The organism is Pseudomonas sp. GM30 (assembly GCF_000282275.2).
Classification (GTDB): Bacteria; Pseudomonadota; Gammaproteobacteria; order Pseudomonadales; family Pseudomonadaceae; genus Aquipseudomonas.
Map to the genome: position 1 here is coordinate 384,571 of NZ_AKJP02000028.1, position 18,750 is coordinate 403,320.

At 59.0% G+C, this 18,750-nt stretch carries 13 protein-coding genes, 1 other RNA gene and 2 pseudogenes; 10 read left to right on the plus strand and 6 right to left on the minus strand.

Annotated elements, in window-relative coordinates; translation table 11 throughout:
* Positions 1-82 precede the first annotated feature (82 nt).
* Together ssrA and PMI25_RS21500 are read left to right on the plus strand one after the other, a co-directional pair.
* Positions 83-472: a transfer-messenger RNA gene (gene ssrA, locus PMI25_RS28255) on the plus strand.
* A gap of 67 nt (positions 473-539) precedes the next feature.
* Positions 540-920: pseudogene (locus PMI25_RS21500) on the plus strand (isochorismatase family protein); the annotation flags it as partial.
* 183 nt (positions 921-1,103) lie between these two features.
* Here PMI25_RS21500 and PMI25_RS21505 read toward each other — a convergent pair.
* Complete coding sequence (locus tag PMI25_RS21505) at positions 1,104-1,661, minus strand: hypothetical protein (protein WP_007961391.1); 558 nt, start codon at positions 1,659-1,661, stop codon at positions 1,104-1,106.
* A gap of 323 nt (positions 1,662-1,984) precedes the next feature.
* Between PMI25_RS21505 and PMI25_RS21510 the strand changes: the two genes are divergently transcribed.
* The 6 genes from PMI25_RS21510 to PMI25_RS21535 all read left to right on the plus strand — a co-directional run bounded on the left by PMI25_RS21510 (position 1,985) and on the right by PMI25_RS21535 (position 8,920).
* The gene (locus PMI25_RS21510) at positions 1,985-2,368 is read left to right on the plus strand and encodes a nucleotide pyrophosphohydrolase (RefSeq protein WP_007961389.1); all 384 of its coding nucleotides are present in this window, start codon (positions 1,985-1,987) and stop codon (positions 2,366-2,368) included.
* A gap of 24 nt (positions 2,369-2,392) precedes the next feature.
* Entirely contained in the window at positions 2,393-4,261 is a 1,869-nt protein-coding gene (locus tag PMI25_RS21515) for a DUF2075 domain-containing protein (protein WP_007961387.1), read from the plus strand.
* Positions 4,262-4,672: 411 nt separating this feature from the next.
* Entirely contained in the window at positions 4,673-5,119 is a 447-nt protein-coding gene (locus PMI25_RS21520) for a hypothetical protein (protein WP_007961385.1), read from the plus strand.
* A 77-nt stretch (positions 5,120-5,196) separates the two neighbouring features.
* Positions 5,197-6,603, plus strand: coding sequence for a DUF2252 domain-containing protein (locus tag PMI25_RS21525; protein WP_007961383.1), 1,407 nt, complete (start codon positions 5,197-5,199; stop codon positions 6,601-6,603).
* A gap of 220 nt (positions 6,604-6,823) precedes the next feature.
* Positions 6,824-7,411 (plus strand): ribosomal protein S5-alanine N-acetyltransferase, encoded by a 588-nt coding sequence (gene rimJ / locus PMI25_RS21530; RefSeq protein WP_007961381.1) that lies wholly within the window; start codon positions 6,824-6,826, stop codon positions 7,409-7,411.
* Between the two features lie 30 nt (positions 7,412-7,441).
* Entirely contained in the window at positions 7,442-8,920 is a 1,479-nt protein-coding gene (locus PMI25_RS21535; protein WP_007961378.1) for an ArnT family glycosyltransferase, read from the plus strand.
* Positions 8,921-8,997: 77 nt separating this feature from the next.
* Here the strand turns inward: PMI25_RS21535 and PMI25_RS21540 are convergent, their stop codons facing one another.
* Positions 8,998-9,669, minus strand: a complete 672-nt coding sequence (locus PMI25_RS21540) for a histidine phosphatase family protein (RefSeq protein WP_007962144.1) — start codon at positions 9,667-9,669, stop codon at positions 8,998-9,000.
* A gap of 390 nt (positions 9,670-10,059) precedes the next feature.
* Between PMI25_RS21540 and PMI25_RS30010 the strand changes: the two are divergent.
* Positions 10,060-10,986: pseudogene (locus PMI25_RS30010) on the plus strand (methyl-accepting chemotaxis protein); the annotation flags it as partial.
* 144 nt (positions 10,987-11,130) lie between these two features.
* Complete coding sequence (locus tag PMI25_RS30015; protein WP_411353453.1) at positions 11,131-11,844, plus strand: methyl-accepting chemotaxis protein; 714 nt, start codon at positions 11,131-11,133, stop codon at positions 11,842-11,844.
* Positions 11,845-12,122: 278 nt separating this feature from the next.
* Here the strand turns inward: PMI25_RS30015 and PMI25_RS21550 are convergent, their stop codons facing one another.
* From PMI25_RS21550 to PMI25_RS21565, 4 genes are all read right to left on the minus strand, one after another.
* Positions 12,123-13,496, minus strand: a complete 1,374-nt coding sequence (locus PMI25_RS21550) for a DUF1329 domain-containing protein (protein ID WP_007962142.1) — start codon at positions 13,494-13,496, stop codon at positions 12,123-12,125.
* Positions 13,497-13,644: 148 nt separating this feature from the next.
* The gene (locus PMI25_RS21555) at positions 13,645-15,603 is read right to left on the minus strand and encodes a DUF1302 domain-containing protein (protein ID WP_007962141.1); all 1,959 of its coding nucleotides are present in this window, start codon (positions 15,601-15,603) and stop codon (positions 13,645-13,647) included.
* A gap of 43 nt (positions 15,604-15,646) precedes the next feature.
* Positions 15,647-16,936 carry a hypothetical protein gene (locus PMI25_RS21560; RefSeq protein WP_007962140.1) on the minus strand — a complete coding sequence of 430 codons (1,290 nt, stop codon included), beginning with the start codon at positions 16,934-16,936 and terminating at the stop codon, positions 15,647-15,649.
* A gap of 240 nt (positions 16,937-17,176) precedes the next feature.
* Positions 17,177-18,745, minus strand: coding sequence for an FGGY-family carbohydrate kinase (locus PMI25_RS21565; protein WP_007962139.1), 1,569 nt, complete (start codon positions 18,743-18,745; stop codon positions 17,177-17,179).
* Positions 18,746-18,750: the final 5 nt, after the last annotated feature.

Consider the following 18,750-nt stretch of genomic DNA (forward strand, 5'->3'; position numbering starts at 1 on the left):
AACCTTCGGGTTGGCCTCGGGGGCCGTTTGGCGTACACTGCGCAGGCTTGTTGCCTCACCTGATGTAAGAGGCAATGAGTTCGGGGCCGATTAGGATTCGACGCCGGTGACGAAACTTTAGGTGCATGCCGACTTGGTAACAGAAGTCGTAAATCCACTGTTGCAACTTCTTATAGTTGCCAATGACGACCAATACGGTGCTGCTCTCGCTGCTTAATTGCAGCTGACATGCACTCCTGGTGCCTTCGGGCCCAGCAATCATCAGGGGATGTCTGTAAACCCGAAATGATTGTCATATAGAACAGAATCGCCGTGCAGTACGTTGTGGACGAAGCGGCTAAAACTTACACAACTCGCCCAAAGCACCCTGCCCGTCGGGTCGCTGAGGGTTAACTTAATAGACACGGCTACGCATGTAGTACCGACAGCGGAGCACTGGCGGACGGGGGTTCAAATCCCCCCGGCTCCACCAACTCTCAACGACAAGGCCCGCCAAGTGCGGGCCTTGTTGTATCTGGGGATTTGTATCCGGAAAGCTCATGCGCCAGGCACTGCTGATCATCGACGTACAACCCTGCTTTTCCCCGCCGCCTTGGCTTGTCGAAGGCTTCCGGTCGCTCATCGGCACGCTGCCCCAGCGTCGCCACGGTTGAACGTCATGACAAAAGCCGCACGCCTTTCCAGCGTCAGCTCGGCAGGCACCCAGCGCCGGACGATGACAGCCTCGTCGCTGCAGATCGCATTTTCATCAAATACGGTTATACGCCGTCGCCGAACACTATCGATTATCTGAAAAGCCTGAACCTGGATCACGTGCTGGTTTGTGGCCTGCAGACCGAGACTTGCTGCCTTGCCGACGGGTTTGCGTTGTTTGATGCCGGTTACAGCCGACTTCGCTCACGAATTTGATGGGAGGTTCGTAGCTGGATCGTTCGGGCAGGCTGGGTGTGCGGTTATGGGAGCATCACTTCAAGCGCGGCGCTGACGTCGAGTGAGCTTAGCTCCTGCCTGCAGGCGTCCCAGGAAACTTCCCGCAGCACGCATCGACTTTCATGATCTGGTTCAAGATGCATCCGAGCGCTAGTCTTCGCGCTCCAGCGACATCAAAGTTCGAACAGCATTCCGGCCCTTTTCAGAAAATCGATTCCGACGAGCATCGGCTTATATGCGAACCCTTTGAAATCATCTGCTGGTCCCGCCAATACTCCTCCATGCCCCTTTTCGAGCTTCTGAACCACTGCAATGGTCGTCACGAGCGAAACATCAATAACTTCCATGCTTGGTAATGTAAGCCACGCATGCAAGTTGGTTTCCCCCCCTAAAGCCACACTCGGCTTCTGCAGCCGATCTTGAATGAAATCCTCATCGAAGCGGAACATCCCTTTTTCCGACCCATCATCAACCCAACCGATGGTAAAAAAGACTGGGCACTCAAGTAGATCCTCGATTACGGGGAGAAGACGGTAGTGAATTGACATGCACTGAGCTACCACGTCTTCGTAGCCAAGATCGCCAAATGCGTCGCTGACCACATATGGAAAGCGATCGTATACCTCTTTTGTCAAATATCGCTGCTGCGTCACATCTGCTTGCATCGGAACGGCTAAACCGTAGCGCTCGGACCTCTCAACAGCTGCTTTCCACTCTTCGTTATATCCCATGCATATTCCCAAATTCACAGATTAGAAAGTTATGTCGCCCAACTTCAGCACTCAAGGTAGACGAGCAATTCGTTGCCATAAATATAAGCATCGCCGAGCTACAACCTCCCTGACGTAGCAGTACCTCGGCGGACCTCAAAGCTTGAAGTACTTATGCGCCTCACCTATTTGCTTATGCATATGCTCGGGGGCTCCCCCTCAGAATGCGCGAATAGGTATGGGAGAAAAACAAAACATCTGCCCAAACAGAGAAAACCCTTACAATCCAAAGCCGGATTTCCTACACATTTTTGCCTTCCCACTGATACCCAAGAGATAGCCCCGTGAGTGATTCAGACACCTCATCCGCGCCACTGGTTGACGTAGTGAAGCTTGCCGCCTCCCTTCAGCGTTTCGCAGATGATCGCGACTGGCAGCAGTTCCACTCCCCAAAAAATCTCATCTTGGCGCTCACTGGCGAGGTAGGAGAGTTGTGCGAGATTTTCCAATGGATGAACGATGCCGATTCGCTCTCCGTAGCTAATGATCCCGAAATTGGTCTAGCCGTAAAAGACGAATTGGCGGACGTACTGATGTATCTGGTTCGCCTGAGCAGCGTGCTCGGCATCGACCTCAACGAGGCGGTGACACGGAAACTCGCCTCGAACGGCCAGAAATACCCCGTGGATAAAGCCAAAAGCAGCAGCAAAAAGTACGACCGACTCTGAATAATTCCAATCTAAGGACAGCCCGTGATCGTCTACGCTGCGACCAAACAGCAATTTCTTAAAGACAACGATAACGATGACATTGAGGAAGTGATCCTCAGGCATTACAAGGAAGCTACCGGCAAGAACGTTGGCACCTCGGAAATCAGGTCGTGGCAAGGATCCCTAACGTATATGGCCAAGGTTCTTAGAGATGAGGGCCTGCCGAGCGACGCAGGCCTGGCCATTGAATTGCACATTCCGCAGTCGTCGAAGCGAATCGACTTTCTACTCACCGGTCGCGACGAAAACCAGGCAAAAAAGGCCGTACTGATAGAGCTGAAGCAATGGAGTAAGGCCAACGCCACAACCAAGGATGCCATCGTCAAAACGGCGTTGGGTGGCGGCCTCATCGAGACCATTCACCCGTCCTATCAGGTATGGTCCTATGCAGCGCTGCTGGAAGGCTTCAACGAGGCGGTGTATGACAAAAGCATCGAAATCCGTCCGTGTGCCTACCTCCATAACTACGTCAGCGACGGCGTCATAGATTCAGCTCACTATGAGCCCCACATCAGCAAGGCTCCGCTGTTTCTGAAAGGCCCGGAAGAGCTCAGTAAACTCAGAAGCTTTCTGAAAAAGCATATAAGTCATGGCGACAACAAAGAGGTTCTTTACGAGCTGTCTGAAGGAAAAATTCGCCCGTCCAAGGCGCTAGCCGAAGCGCTCGGTGGATTGATGAAAGGCAAACCCGAGTTCGTATTGATTGACGATCAGAAAGCAATTTTTGAGTCGGCGCTGGCGGCGGCAGGCGAGGCCTCGGACCAAGCCCCAAAGGTGATTATCATTGAAGGTGGACCGGGTACCGGGAAGACCGTTCTGGCTATCAATCTGCTGGTGAGGCTCACCGAATTGAAGCTGATGAGCAAATACGTCTCCAAGAACGCAGCCCCGCGCAAGGTCTACGAGAGCAAACTGGTTGGCACCATCAAGCGCAGCCATTTCTCGAATTTCTTTTCAGGCTCTGGGGCATTCATCGACACTGAGCCCAACACATTCGATGCGCTTATCGTGGACGAAGCTCACCGGCTGAATGAGAAAAGCGGGCTTTATGGAAACCTTGGGGAAAACCAGATCAAGGAGCTGATTGATTCAGCGAAATGCTCAATTTTCTTCATTGATGAAGACCAGCGTGTAACCTTGAGCGATATCGGCAGCAAGCAGGCGATACGCGCCTTTGCAAAAGCCAAGGGTGCTGTGGTTGAAGAATACGTGCTCTCTTCGCAGTTTCGCTGCAGTGGTTCTGACGGTTACCTGGCATGGCTGGATGACATGCTAGGCATTCGCTCGACGGCAAATCCGACGCTTGAGACTCAAGAGTACGAGTTTAAGGTGTTCGACTCACCTCAGGCGATGCATGAAGCAATCAACGAGAAAAACCACGGAAACAAAGCTCGTGTGGTCGCAGGCTATTGTTGGCCCTGGCTGAGCAAGAAAGACTCCACCGCTGCTGATATCGTCATTGGAGACTACAAACGCCAATGGAACCTGGATCAGGATGGCAGCCTATGGATCATCGCTGAGAACTCCATTGAGCAAGTTGGCTGCATTCATACCTGCCAAGGTCTGGAAGTCGACTACATCGGGGTGATCATCGGGCCAGACCTAGTCGTACGTGACGGTAAGGTATTGACATCCCCGGACGAGCGCGACAAGCACGATAAATCGATTCGTGGCTGGAAAAAAATGATGAAAGAGCAACCTACCCTCGCGAAAAAAGAAACAGACCTGATCATCAAAAATACATACCGAACTCTGATGACACGCGGGATGAAGGGCTGCTACCTGTACTGCACCGACAAAGAGACTGCGCAGTACTTCGAGAGTCGGCTCAGCCAACACGGCAATCATTGACGGTATCGTTTGCTAGGAACCCCTGTACCTGCGAGTGGGGACACCGTACGCGCAGGGGCAACAATCAACAGCGCGATGATTTGCTTGATAGACTCAATCCCGATTCGCTTTTTGGGCGGAGCTCAAAAAGCACCGTCCATCGAAATCCAGACTACGCAGCGTTCCAACTGGTATTCCACGCAAGTTGACCGATAAATTATTAATTAAAAAAAGTTAGATACCGACTTGTTTCAAATTACCCCAGCCCATCAACTCTCCACGATAAAGCCCGCCTTGTGCGGGCCTTATCGCATCTGACGTTCCCCCAACCGGAGCAACACCTTTAGCAAAGGCCGCACTCCAGCAAAATCCGACTGTCACAGTGACTGGAAGCTCCAAGCTACGGCTTGAACATCACGGAGATTACCCACCATGAACACCTGGATCGCCGCCGCCCTCGCCTCGTTGATGTCACTCCCCGCCATCGCCGCAGACGCCCCTCCCCCACGTGTGCAACAGGTCACGTTCAAAAGCGCAGTCGGCAGCGTGCAGTTCAAACAGAAGATCAAAGGCTATCAAACTGCCGAATACAAACTCGTCGCCAAGGCCGGTCAGACACTGACTGTCGATCTCAAATCATCCAACACGTCCGCCTATTTCAATATCACCGCGCAGGGTGCTGACGAAGCACTGTTCAATGGTTCGATCATGGGCGATCACTTTGCCGACGCCGTGCCTGCTGATGGCGAGTACACGGTTCAGGTGTATCTGATGCGCAACGCGGCGCGGCGGCAGGCGGTGGCCAGTTATTCGTTGTCGTTGTGGCTTTCCGACAACGCCCCGACGGACGCGAAAAAACCGGCAACAAAAAGTCCCTGACAGACATCAACGCCTTGCCAGATAAACCCCTAAATCCCCTTCTACACTCACAGCGCCCCTTCCCAGAGCGAGCGCTGATGACCACCCTCCAAACCCGCATGAAGCAAGGCAAGGACGCCCGCAAGCATTGCTCCCGCAGCGCCCACTCCACCACCGGCAAAATGAACCGCGATCCAATCCCGCTGATAAAGGCCTCCAGTCAGGGCCGCGTTGCCTCGCTGGTGGAACTGCGTTACGGACGCATGCTGGTGTCGCCCTTCACGTTCTTCCGTGGCAATGCATTGCTGCAGGCGCATGATCTGTCGAGCACCGAGAACATGGGGCTGGTCGGGCCGACCTGTGGGGATGCGCATTTGATGAATTTCGGCGGGTTTGCCACGCCGGAGCGCAATCTGCTGTTCAGCGTGAATGATTTCGACGAGGCGCATCCCGGTCCCTGGGAATGGGATGTGAAGCGGCTGGCGGCGAGTTTTGTGGTGGCGGCGCGGGATTTGCGCCATGGCGAGTCGGTTGAGGAAGATGTGTGTCGGCAAATGGTCGGCGCCTATCAGGCGACGATGCTGGAGTGCGCCGAACAGAGCGCGCTGGAAACCTGGTATGAATCGATCAAGTACGAAGACTTGCTCGATCAGGCGCGCAAGAGTGCGCTGGAGCATGTGCAGCGCGCCGTCGATAAGGCCGAACGGCGCACCCACGCCGAGTTGCTGCCGAAAATCAGTGAGCGCGATGCGAATGGGCGACTGATCATTCGTGACGATTTGCCGGAGATTTTCCACCTGCACAAGAACACCACGCTGCTCGACGCCGATGATGACTGGTTGCGGCTGGCGGATTGGCGGCCGTTGTTCGATACGTTCATGCGTGACTATCGCACCACGCTGCAGGCTGACCGGCGGGAGTTGCTCTCGCGGTTTCACGTGCAGGATCTTGCATTCAAAGTGGTCGGCGTGGGCAGTGTCGGCACCCGGTGTCTGGTGGCGCTGCTGACCGACGATCAGGAGTTTCCGTTGTTCCTGCAGTTCAAAGAGGCGCGGCGCTCGGTACTCGCCGACTATGTGAAGGCCAAGTCCCGCACGCGTCATGAGGGCCAACGGGTGGTCGAAGGGCAGCGCTTGATGCAGTCGGCCAGCGATCTGTTTCTCGGCTGGACCACTGGTCCCAACGGTCGGCATTTCTATGTGCGGCAGTTGCGCGACATGAAGATCTCGGCCGAGCTGGAAAACTTCGACGCCGAAACATTCGCCGCCTATGCCCGGGTCTGCGGCCGCGCACTGGCCCGCGCCCACGCCAAAGCCTCGGGCAATGCGGCGGTCATCAGCGGCTACATCGGCAAGGGCGATGCCTTGGCTGACGCTTTGTTCAAATACGCCCGCAGTTACACCGCGCAGAACGAGCGCGACTTCGAACGCTTTCAGCAGGCCTGTCGCAAGGGTCGGCTGCGGGCACGTTCGGAAGCCGATTTCGCTGCGGATCACTTGCCATGACGCGTTGCAGAACGGTCGCTATCGAGATGAATTTTTCTTCACTGCCCCCGTTCGATCAACACGGTACAGTCCGCTCGCTCATTCAAGAAACTACGGTTCGCCCGCGCTCTCCCGCGGGCTTTTTTTTGCCTGTCGTTTGCTGCCGAAGCGATACACCCGGTTTGTTTTTTTCCATTTCGTGGGCAATCCTGTCCCTCGACCCTGCCAACCGGAGCCGCCGATGTCACTGCTGAGCCTGCCCTGCCAACGCCTGACGCTCGCCATCCTCGCCCCGGAACAGGCCGGACTGGAAAGTGATTTCTATGCACGCAACCAGCGCCACCTCGCCCCGTGGTCGCCGATCCGCACCACGGAATATTTCTCCAGCGAACAGATTCGTCGACGCCTTGAGATTCAGGCCAGTGCCTACGAGGCCGGGCTGGCGATGCATTTCGCCCTGTTGACGCCGGACAGCCAGCAGATGATCGGTGCGTGCAATTTCAGCGGGATCATTCGCGGGGCGTTTCAGGCCTGTTATCTGGGTTATCACATCGACCACGCGCATCAGGGTCAGGGTTTGATGCAGGAGGGCCTGGAGGCTGGCATCGGCTACATGTTCGACACGCAGAACCTGCACCGAATCATGGCCAATTACATGCCCGGTAACGAGCGTAGTGCGCGGTTGCTGGAGCGTCTGGGTTTCGAGCGCGAAGGCTACGCCAAGGCTTATCTGAACATCGCCGGGCGCTGGCAGGACCATGTGCTGACGGCGCTGGTCAATTCGTTGTTCGAGACGCAGGAGAAGCGCTGGTCGCGACAACTGGCGTGAGTTTCACAATTTGTTAAGCATTGGCGAAGTATGCTCAAGGCTCCTGCCCTTTCCGGTTGCCTGAAATCCATGCCGCGTGCCGCCACTTCGCTGTTTCTACTCGCCGCCCTGCTGTTTTTTTTCGCTTTGGGTAACCACCAGTTGCAAGGCTCCACCGAGGCCCGCGTCGCCGGGATCGCCATGGAGATGCATCTGGACGATGACTGGGTGACGCCGCGCCTGTTCGGTGAACCGTTTCTGGAAAAACCGCCGCTGAGCCTGTGGCTGGACGCCGGCGCCATGCGCGTGTTCGGTGTTTCGCCGTGGGCGGTGCGGCTGGCGTCGGCGGTGGCCGGGTTGCTCAGTGTAATGGTGCTGTATGGCATGCTGCGCCGCTTCGGTCGGCCGAAAGCCGTCGCCTGGACGGCGGGGATTCTGCTGGCGACCATGGCCAGTTACTGGAGCAACGTGCGCGGGGTCGGCGAAGATGCGCTGCTGGCGCTTGGCGTAACCATGGCGCTGCTGGCGTTCTTTCAGGCGCAACGTGGACCGAACGCGGCTAACTCGCTGCTGTTTATCGTCGGCATCGCCATCGCCACGTTGAGCAAGGGCGTGCTGGGATTGGCGATGCCGGGGGTGGTGATTTTCGCTTATCTGCTGGCCGACAACCTGATCGACAAACGCCTGAAGATCGGCGCCTGGCTGCGTCCCGGTTTGCTCACGGTAGTGGGCCTGATTCCGTTGCTGATCTGGCTCGCCGTGCTCTATCAGCGCGGTGGTTCGCACGCCGTCGCTGAAGTGCTGCTGACCAACAGCGTCGGGCGCTTCAGCGGCTCGTTCGTCGAGGCCGGGCATTATGAGCCGTTCTATTACTATCTGGCCAAACTGCCGGAAGCGTTTCTGCCTTGGAACATTCTGGTGTACCTGGGCCTATGGCATTTCCGCAAGGAACTGAAGGCCAACCGTTATCTGCTGTTTTTCAGCCTGTGGATCGTTGCGCAGTTCATCATGCTGACCCTGGCCTCGAGCAAACGCACGGTGTACCTGATGTCGATGACCCCGGCTGCGGCGGTGATTGCTGCTGAGTACGCGCGCGTGTTGTTCGAGCGCTTGCAGGCGCGTGAAACCGCCGATCGGTTTATCGGAAAAGTCGCGCGCCATCGTCAGGCACTTGCCGCTGGCCTGCTCACGGTGGTGATCGCCAGCTACCTCGGCGCGGCCCAGTGGGCACTGCCCAACGCCGACAAGGAGTTGTCGTTCCTGCCTTTGACCGAACACATTCAGAGCTTGCAGGCCAATGGTCAGCAGGTCGCACTGTTCCAGGCCAATGAACGGGTCGGCGGCGCCAGCGTGTTCTACACGCAAAGTGTGCTCAAGGGTCTGGACACCGACGCGCAATTGCACGACTTCCTCAGTGCCTCGCCCTCCAATGTCGCGGTGATCTCGGCGGACAGCGAACCCGTCGCACCGCTCAAAGTGCTGAAGACCATGATGGTCGGGCGCCAGGCGTACTACTTCGTCGGCTACTGACAACCCTCACGCCAGACAATAAAAAACCCGCCGTCACCGGCGGGTTTTGTTTGCGCTGACGCTTGGCAAACGTCAGTTCATCGAGTGCTCACTGAGTGCCAGTCGGAGGCTTCGATGAAGCCAAGCACGCGCGGGTCCGCTTTGTTTGCGGCAGACACAAACAGTGAGGAACCGTAGCCAGGATCAGAAATCGGTGAATTCAAGTCCTTCTCCAGCTCCGCCATGCATTCGCTGTGGGTCACCAGAATCAGATTGCGCCCCGGAAGCTTGTGCGCCAGCGCTTCCTGCAGGATGTGGCCCTTGCAACTGATCAGCCAATCTTCACCCGTGGCCGCGCGGTTGAACATGTAACCGGCGGTCTGCACCGTGCGCAGCATCGGGCTGTTGTAGATGTCGGCGTTATTCAGGCCCAGATGCTCGAACTGTGCGCCGACACCAACCGCAACACTGCGCGAGCGGTCGGTGATGCCATCATCGCCACTCAGGCACGGCGCCGGCGAGTGATCGCAGCGCTCGACGTGACGCACCAGCACAATCATCTCGCCCTTGGCCCACCCGGCCGCCAGCGCCTTGGCACCGGACACATTGCCATGGGCCAGGTCCGGCACCGCCGCCGGGGCGAGCAGCCACAGGGTCAACGGGATCACCAGCAGCGATGCGCCAAGCACGGCCCAGGTATTGCGATAGCGGGCCAATCCGCTCAGGGATATCGAGCGTTTGACGCCGAACAGACTCAGTCTCAATTCCACATCGGGCCGCCTCGTCGGCATCCATCACAGTCAATTCGATGCGGCGAGGTTAGTGAAGCCGGCGTAAGCGGTCGGTGAAACGTATGTGAAAAAAGTCTTGAAGTGCCCTTGTTACAAATTCCGTCGGACAAAATCCTTTCAGCTCTCGTGTTTGCGGCCGATACAGACCTGCTAACACCCTTGCTGGCTCAAAAAAACAACAATCTTCCAGCCTGACCGACGATCAAGTAGCTCTACGTTCCTGGAGGAATTGTGATGAATAGCTGGTTCGGCAACATCAGCGTGAACATGAAATTGGGCCTGGGCTTCGGCCTGGTCCTGGCCCTGACCTGCGTACTGGCCCTGACGGGCTGGACCAGCCTCGGCGGCCTGATTGACCGCAGCAACTGGATGAGCGACATCACCCAGCTCAATGCCGGTCTGACCAAGCTGCGCGTGGTGCGCCTGCAATACATGCTGACAAACGGCGACGAAACCGCCGCGCAGAATGTACAGACCACCCTCGAAAGCTTCGCCGCGCAGCAACAGGCGCTGATCAACAAGTTCAAGAGCCCGGAAAACGTCAAACTGCTGAAAGAGCAGGCGGCAACAATCGCTGAATACCAGACTTCGCTGAACAAGATGCGCAACGCCTACCGCACCGGCAACAGTGCCCGCGACGTGATGGGCACTAACGCAGACACCGCTTACAACCTGATCGAAGCGATCAGCAAGCGCGTGCAGCAAATGGACATGAGCGAGCAGCGCTTCGAACAGTTCCAGGCGATCACCGAAGCCAAGGAAGCGTTCATCCTCGCGCGCTATGAAGTGCGCGGCTACACCGCCACCACCAATAACGAAACCGAGCAGAAAGCCGTCGGCCAACTGAACGTGGCCATCGACAGCCTCAAGCAGTTGAACACGCACTTCTCGGCGACTCAGCAAGACACGCTTCGTCAGCTGGAAACCGCCCTGAGCAACTACCGCAGTGCGTTGCAGGCGTATAAGAACGCCAACAGCGAAGCGGTGCAGGCGCGTAAAGAGATGACCGATCAGGGCGCTGCCATCGTCACCACCAGCGAGCAGCTGTATCAGATCCAGCTCGACCGCCGTGACATCGAAAGCGCCCAGGCCCGTACTTTCCAGCTGATCAGCACCCTGCTGGCGCTGCTGGTCGGTGTGATTGCCGCGGTGATCATCACCCGTCAGATCACCCGTCCGCTGCAAGACACCCTGGCCGTGGTCGAGCGCATTGCCAGCGGCGACCTGACCCAGAACGTCACCGTTACCCGCCGCGACGAACTCGGCGTGCTGCAACAAGGCATCGCGCGCATGGGCGTGACCCTGCGCGACCTGATCAGCGGTATCCGCGACGGCGTCACCCAGATCGCCAGCGCCGCCGAAGAACTCTCCGCCGTGACCGAGCAGACCAGCGCTGGTGTGAACAGCCAGAAGGTCGAGACCGATCAGGTCGCCACCGCCATGCACGAGATGACCGCCACCGTGCAGGAAGTCGCGCGCAACGCCGAAGAAGCCTCGCAAGCCGCTGCCGCCGCTGATGGCGAAGCCCGTGAAGGCGACAAGGTGGTCAACGAAGCCATCGCGCAGATCGAGCGTCTGGCCAGCGAAGTGGTGCGTTCCACCGAAGCCATGAGCGTGCTGCAGCAGGAAAGCGACAAGATCGGCAGCGTCATGGACGTGATCAAGGCCGTGGCCGAACAGACCAATCTGCTCGCGCTCAACGCCGCGATCGAAGCGGCGCGTGCCGGTGAAGCCGGGCGTGGGTTTGCCGTGGTCGCCGACGAAGTTCGTGGCCTGGCCCAGCGCACGCAGAAATCCACCGAAGAAATCGAAGGCCTGGTCGCCGGTCTGCAGAACGGCACCCAGCAAGTGGCCGCCGTGATGAACAACAGCCGCGCCCTGACCGACAGCAGCGTGGCCCTGACCCGCAAGGCTGGCGACTCCCTGGAAAACATCACCCGCACGGTGTCGAACATCCAGTCGATGAACCAGCAGATCGCCGCCGCAGCCGAACAGCAAAGCGCCGTGGCCGAAGAGATCAGCCGCAGCATCATCAACGTGCGTGACGTGTCGGAACAGACCGCCGCAGCCAGTGATGAAACTGCAGCGTCCAGCGTTGAACTGGCGCGCCTGGGCGGTCAGTTGCAGCAGATGGTCAGCCACTTCCGCGTCTGATCTTCAGTCAGCGCCAAAGCGTAAATCGAATCGCGGGCAAGCCCGCTCCCACAGGAAACGAGTCGAACACGGAATATGTGAACGACCGAAAAACCTGTGGGAGCGGGCTTGCCCGCGATTGCGTCAGACCAGTCAACCCAATGTCCCAGACAACCCGCCTTGTGTAGCAGCTGCCGCAGGCTGCGATCTTTTGATCTTGTTTTTAAAATCAAAGTCAAAAGATCGCAGCCTTCGGCAGCTCCTACAGGGGTTGCGTTCGATCAGCAGTCCGGTGCCCCTTAGCGCGTCCCGCGCTGGCGCAACGCCGACGGCATGAAATACGCGTCTTCCGGCACCGGTTGCGAGAAGTCGACGGTGGAAGCTTCTTCGTTGTCGAGGTTCTGCACGTAGTAACGCCGGGCCTGCAGGTCGTGGAACACGTCCAGTGCGCTCCAGGTGGTTGGCAGGTCGTAGAAGTTTTTCAGGTAGGCCATCGACACTCGCCACAACTCCCCTCGCCCATCGTATTGATCGACCAGCGCCGCGCCCCAGCTGTCCTCGTCGAGGAACAGCACGCGTTTGGAATAGACATGCCGTGCACCCGGTTTAAGGTTGCCCTCGACCACCCACACACGGTGCAGCTCGTAGCGGGTGAATTGCGGGTTGAGGTGGCCGGGGGTCAGCAGTTGAGCGTACTTCACGTCGGGGCTGCCGACCTTGTAGTTATTGTAGGGAATGTAGATTTCCTGCTTGCCCTTGAGCTTCCAGTCGTAGCGGTCCGGCGCGCCGTTGAACAGGTCGGTGTCGTCTGCCGTGCGCAGGCCATCGGATGAGGCAATCGGCGTGTCGTACGCCAGGTTCGGCGCACGGCGCACGCGGCGTTGGCCGGCGTCGTAGACCCAGGCCTGGCGCGGGTCCTTGAGTTGATCGAGCATCTCGTGGACCAGCGCCGCGCCACCGGCCAAGCGCGCCGGACTTTTCACGAAGGCGAGGTAATAGAACAGGATGTTTTTCAGGTCGGCGTACTGCCCGCCCGGGCGGTAGAAGTTGAACAGCGCTTCCTGCTGCGAAGTCACCAGCGCAAAGCTGCCGTTGCGCTGCACCGGAGCTTCGGACGCGCGGCGCACCACATAGATTCCGCGATAACGGGTGATGTGGTTCCACAGCACTTCGATACCGTCCTTGGGCACCGGGAACGGTACACCGCCGTAGGCATCGGCGAATCCGCTGCCGCCCTCCAGCAGCTTGGCCGAGGTCGCATTCTTCAGGGTGTTGTCATACAGCCATTGCGGCGCCGAACCGGAACGACGCGACGGATAGACCGGCATCTGGAACGTGTCGGGGTAGCTGTTGAACAGCGCGATCTGACCGGGGCTGAGGTGGGCCTTGTACTGGTCGAGATTAGCCTTGGTGATGGTGAACAGCGGCTTGTCCGCGGCGTATGGATCCGGGTGATGCTGGCCCGGTTTGTAGCCGGCGGGCGCCTGGGTGATGCCGCCGGTCCAGGCCGGAATGGTGCCGGCGGCGTTGCCGGCGCGCTCGGCGCCCATGGGTGTGAGGGTGATTTTCAGTTGTTCGGCTTGCTGAGGCGAGATGGCGGCCAGCGTGCTGCCGGTGACAAGGCCGAGAACGAGTGCCAGCGAGATCTTGGTCAGTCTTGAAGTGTGGAACATGATCTTCTCCGAAGTACAAAAACCTGTGGGAGCGAGCTTGCTCGCGAAAGCGGTTTGTCAGGCGACATCTGTGTTGAATATGCCGGCCTCTTCGCGAGCAAGCTCGCTCCCACAGGGGATGAGCTGCCGCAAAAATTGTGTTTGGTACTCACAAGAAATACTTGAGATTGAACCCGACGTTGTCGCGGTCGCGAATCCCGTTGTTCTGCCCGCCGCCCCAGAAATTGGTGTACTGCACCTCGGCTTCGAGCTTGTTCTGGTAGTTGGCTTTGATCCCCAATGTGTAGGCCTTGCGCCCGTCGATGGTGTTGCCGGCCTGATAGCTGTTGCCCTTGAAGTCGTCCTTGTAGACGACGTAGGGCGAGACGTTGACCCCGGCGTACACGTCGTTCCAGGTGCCGTTGAACATCACCGTGTAGCTGTAGGAATTGCGGTTGACCTGATCGTCACGATCACCGCCGGACACATAAGAGGTGTTGCCGGTACCGGCGTAATAGCGCGTGCTGCCGTCGTAGGCGGTGTATTGCAGACTGCTGCCGCGCAGGTGTTCGGAGGCCAGTTCGAAGATGCCGAACATCGAGTCGAACGACAGCGTCGGGCCGAAGTTGTAGATGCTGCCCAGTGAGGTGTTGAACGCCTCGACGCGTTCGGCGTTGTTGATCTCGCTGTCGAGGGTGACCATCTGCCCGCCGACGTTGACGGGCTTGCCGGTCACCGCCACAGCGGCGCCGTTGGCCAGGTCGCCGATCAGGTCGTTGGTGGCAGCGATGCCGATCGGCAGGTTCGGTCGATAGGCGATCTCGCCGAACACCGAGGCCTGACCCAAAGTCGTGTTGAAGCTGAACCCGTACATGCGAATGTCTTCGGCGTAACGCCGATGCGCCTGAATGTTGCCCATCACATCGGCCGTCGCCAGACCGCTGGCCAGCGCCCCGGCCTGACTGCCGGCGACACCGGCGAGCATGTTGGTCAGGGCATTCATGTCGATGCCTTTGTAGCCACCGAGGTCAGCGGCGATGGTCGGTTCCTTGGCGTGATAATTGACCAGGTACAGGCCGAACTCGGTGCTGTTCAGCTCCTCGGCGATGTAGCGAAACGCAAAGCCAAACTGACCATCGTTGCGCGCGTTGTAGTCCTTGCCGATCGATGCCACTTTCAGCGTATTGCCGTAGGCCGGGGTCACACCGTTGGCGTACAGGCCGGTGCTTTTCAGCGCCGGGCCGAGCAATGGGTTGTTGCCCAGTGCGCTGTACAGCCCAATGACGTTGCCAAACCCCGGCACCGGGGTATCAAGCGCGGTGCCGCTGAAGTTGTTGTAACCGGTGTTGCCGCCATCGGCGAACAGGTCGGTCTGCGAGTAGAACGTGCCGACCGGGTCGATGCGGGTTTCCTTCCAGTTGGTCTGGTAGAAGCTCTCCAGGGTCAGCGAATCGCTGAGACCGATGTTGAAGCTCACCGCCTCCACCGGCATCAGCACTTCCTTGACCTCGGCCCCCGGCAAACGGTATTTGGCCGCGTCCACCGGGTTGGTGGTGTTGACGCCGCCGCGATAGAAAATCCCCTCGCCCCAGTTGAACACCTGACGTCCGACCCGCGCGGTCACCGGCATCTGCGCCACGTCCCAGTTGCCGTAGACATAGGCGTCGAGCATCTCGATCCGGCTGCCGGCGATGTCGCGGGTCTGGCTGGTGAAACGGTCGTCCTGCGGGTAACTCTGGCTCGGCTGCGACGGGTTGTTGTTGCGGTAGTAATCGTTGCGCTTGTCCATCAACTGGGTGTCGTAGAACGCCGTGCCGCGCAGGAACATCCCGTAGTTCTGGTAGTTGGCCTCCAGCTCCGAAGTGATCTTGTACACCTCGGAAACCAATCCGGTGTCGAAGTTGCGATTGCCGTCGTTGGTGTTGACGTCATCGTTGTTCTTGTCGCGGCCCTGCACCCGCCACAAACGGCCATAGGACAGGGTCGTGTCGATCGAGCCGGTGACCTGATTGTCCAGCACGCTGAACTCGGCCGCCTGCAGCGCATCCACCGCGCAGAGTTGCAGCAGCCCTGCCAGGCCGACACCGGGAAGTGCCACGCCGGTGAGGCGCAATCGAGTGTTGATCATGGATTCCTCCTTGTTCTTATTGTTTTTTGCGTGGCCGCGATGGCTACGGTGCCAGCCCCGCACGGACATAAATCCGGCTGTGCGCGCCGAAATGCCCGAGCAGTTTGAACAGCTGCTGATTGAGTGCCGGATGCTCGAATGTCTCGCGCTGCAACTGATTGCCGCTGCTGAAATCACTGGTCACCGGCGCCGTTTCCAACCACTGGCCGATGGCTTCATCGAACGCTGCCGAGTCCTCGACCGACTCGGCGCTGACCACCTCGCGCAAGTAGTCCACCGAGTACGGCGGATACTGTTTGTCCTCGGCCACATCGGCATAGGCCGCGAGCATCGGATGCGCCTGACCGGCACGCAGCACGCGGCGCAGCCAGGTCGACTGGTACTTCTCGATTTCCATGTGGCGGGTGGCGACGCGCTCGATCGAGGCTTTTTTATCATCGGCAAAACCGGCCAGCGCCTTGCCTTCCAGCAGCAACAGGCTGGGCAGCTCGACCCCGGGCAGTGGCTTGGCGTGATACGGCTGGGTCAGGTCCTGCACGTGGTGCACGCCCCAACCGAGAAACCGATAGCCCCAGTAAGGATGACCAGAGGCGAATGCCAAACGCGCCAGCCCCAGGTACTGATAGGCGCGCCAGTCCGGCCAACTGCGCTGAAGAAATCCGGCAGCGGCATACACCACCGCGCTTTCATGGAAGAAGCCCATGTGAAACGGCGCCTGCGAGCTGTACTGAAAACGCGCATCGCCAAACGGCTGCGGGCCGAAGCCATACAACGCGCCAACCTCGCCGGGGTTGTCGCTGAACAGGTTGATGTCGTGACCGTAATCCGGCTCGTCGGCGGCGCTTGCCAGTACCGCCAACGGTGCAACTTTCTCGCCGTCGGCCACGCGAATGAAACGTTGACGATTCCACGGTGACAACGTCTGCTCGACCATCACCTGATCGGCGCTGAGATGTTCGCGTTCGGGCAGGTCTTTTCCCGGCAGCGGCTGAATGACCATCGCCAGATGAATGCGCGGATTGAGCCGCAGCGCGGTGAGAAAATCGTGGCGCAGATTGTCGCTCGGTACGGCGGGCAGCTTCAGGTTGTCGGAGCACGGCGGGTACTGGGTGAAGTGTTCACGGGCGAAGCGTTCCTGTTGTTCCAGCAGCGCGACCACCGCCGGATACTGCTCGGCGAGAAAACGCTCCAGCGGCTCGACCTCGACCGGCGGCGCATCGCGCAGCGTCGGCAATTCCTGCAACGCCAGATAGCTGCCCACCGTGTGGTTCGACCAGCCCCACGCCGTCGGGGCCGTTGCACAAAGCAGCAACAGGAGAAATGTCAGCTTCATTGCTTTTAATTCTTATTGGAGGTGCTGTGGGGGTTGAGCCTAACAACCGCCCCCGGCGCTGACACTGTCCGATCTCACCAGAAAAGTTCTCCGATAGCGCCACATAAGAGGATCCGACTCCACCGCATAACCTTGTGGGAGCGAGCTTGCTCGCGAAAGCGGTGGGTCAGACAAGACAATAGTGACTGACACTCCGCATTCGCGAGCAAGCTCGCTCCCACAGGGGACGGTGGTGGTCAGCTAGGCGGGGTAACCGGTGATTTTGCGGATGCTCTGATAGAGCGGTTTGAGCTGGCGATACATGCGCAGGTACACCTCGTTGTACAAACGCTCATAGACCTGCTGCGCCTCGGGTTGCGGGGTGAATACCGTCCCGACTCGCGTCATCGCAGCGATTGCCGTGGGGAAATCCGCATACAAGCCCAGCCCCACCGCACAACAGATCGCCGCGCCCAGCCCGGACGCTTCGTACACATGCGGGCGCTCCGCCGGCAGACCAAAAATATTCGCCGTGAGCTGCATCGCCGCATCACTCTGCGAACCGCCACCGGCCACCCGCAGACGCTTGACCGACACCTTCGAGCGCTTCTCGATGTTCTCCAGGCCTTGGCGCAGCGCATACGCCAGCCCTTCCAGAATCGCCCGGTAAATGTGCGCGCGGGTGTGCACGTCGCCGAAGCCGATCATCGCGCCTTTAGCCTCGACACCCGGCTCACGAATCCCCGGCGACCAATACGGTTGCAGCATCAGCCCCATCGACCCCGGCGGCACCGCGTTGACCAGCGCATCGAACAGTTGCTCGGGTTCAATGCCCTGCTCTTTGGCTTGCTGCATTTCGCGCAGGCCGAACTCGTTCTTGAACCAGCTGACCATCCAGTAACCGCGATAAATCATCACCTCGCAGTTGTACTGATCCGGCACCGCCGAGGGGTACGGCGGGATCAGCGGGACGATTTCCAGGTAGCGCGAACGGGTGCTGGTGATCGTCGCGGTGGTGCCGTAGGACAGGCACACGGTGCTCGCATCGACCACGCCCGAACCGACCACTTCGCAGGCCTTGTCGGCGCCCGCGGCAATCAGCGGCAAGCTCTCGGGAATCCCGGTGTGACGGCTCGCTTCAGCGCTGATGTAGCCGAGGGTTTCGCCGGGTTTGTGCAAGGTCGGCAATTGCTCCGGACGCACCGCCAGCGCCTGCCATTTCCAGTCACTGGGCGCGGCCCATTTCAGGCGTTTGAAGTCGAACGGCAGGTAACCGACGCAGCAACCCACCGAGTCGACAAAGCGCCCGCACAGGCGATGGGTGAGAAACCCCGAGAGCAGCAGAAACTTGTCGGTCGCCGCCCAGACTTCAGGCTGGTGTCTGGCGATCCAGTTGGCCTCGGCCTGCGCGCGAAAATAATCCACCGTCGCCTGCGCGCCGACCAGTTTGAACAGCCAGCCCCACGGCCCTTTGATCCCGCCCTCGACTTCGCTCTGGCGCTGATCGAGCCACAAAATGGCCGGGCGCAGCGGCTTGCCCTCGGCATCGACATTGATCACCGTGCCGCGCTGGGTGGTCAGCGACACCCCGGCAATCTGCGAGCGATCAATCCCGGTTTGCGCCCACACCTGCTGGCAGGCCTCGCCGAGTTTCGCCCAGTAATATTCCGGGTCCTGCTCGGCCCAGCCCGGTTGCGTCGAGTAATACGCCTGCAACTCGACCTTGCCTTTGCCGAGCAGATTGCCCTGCAAATCGAAGAGCAATGCGCGCACGCTCTGGGTGCCGTTGTCGATCGCCAGCAGGTAGCGCTTGTTCGGGTGGTTATCCATGGCGC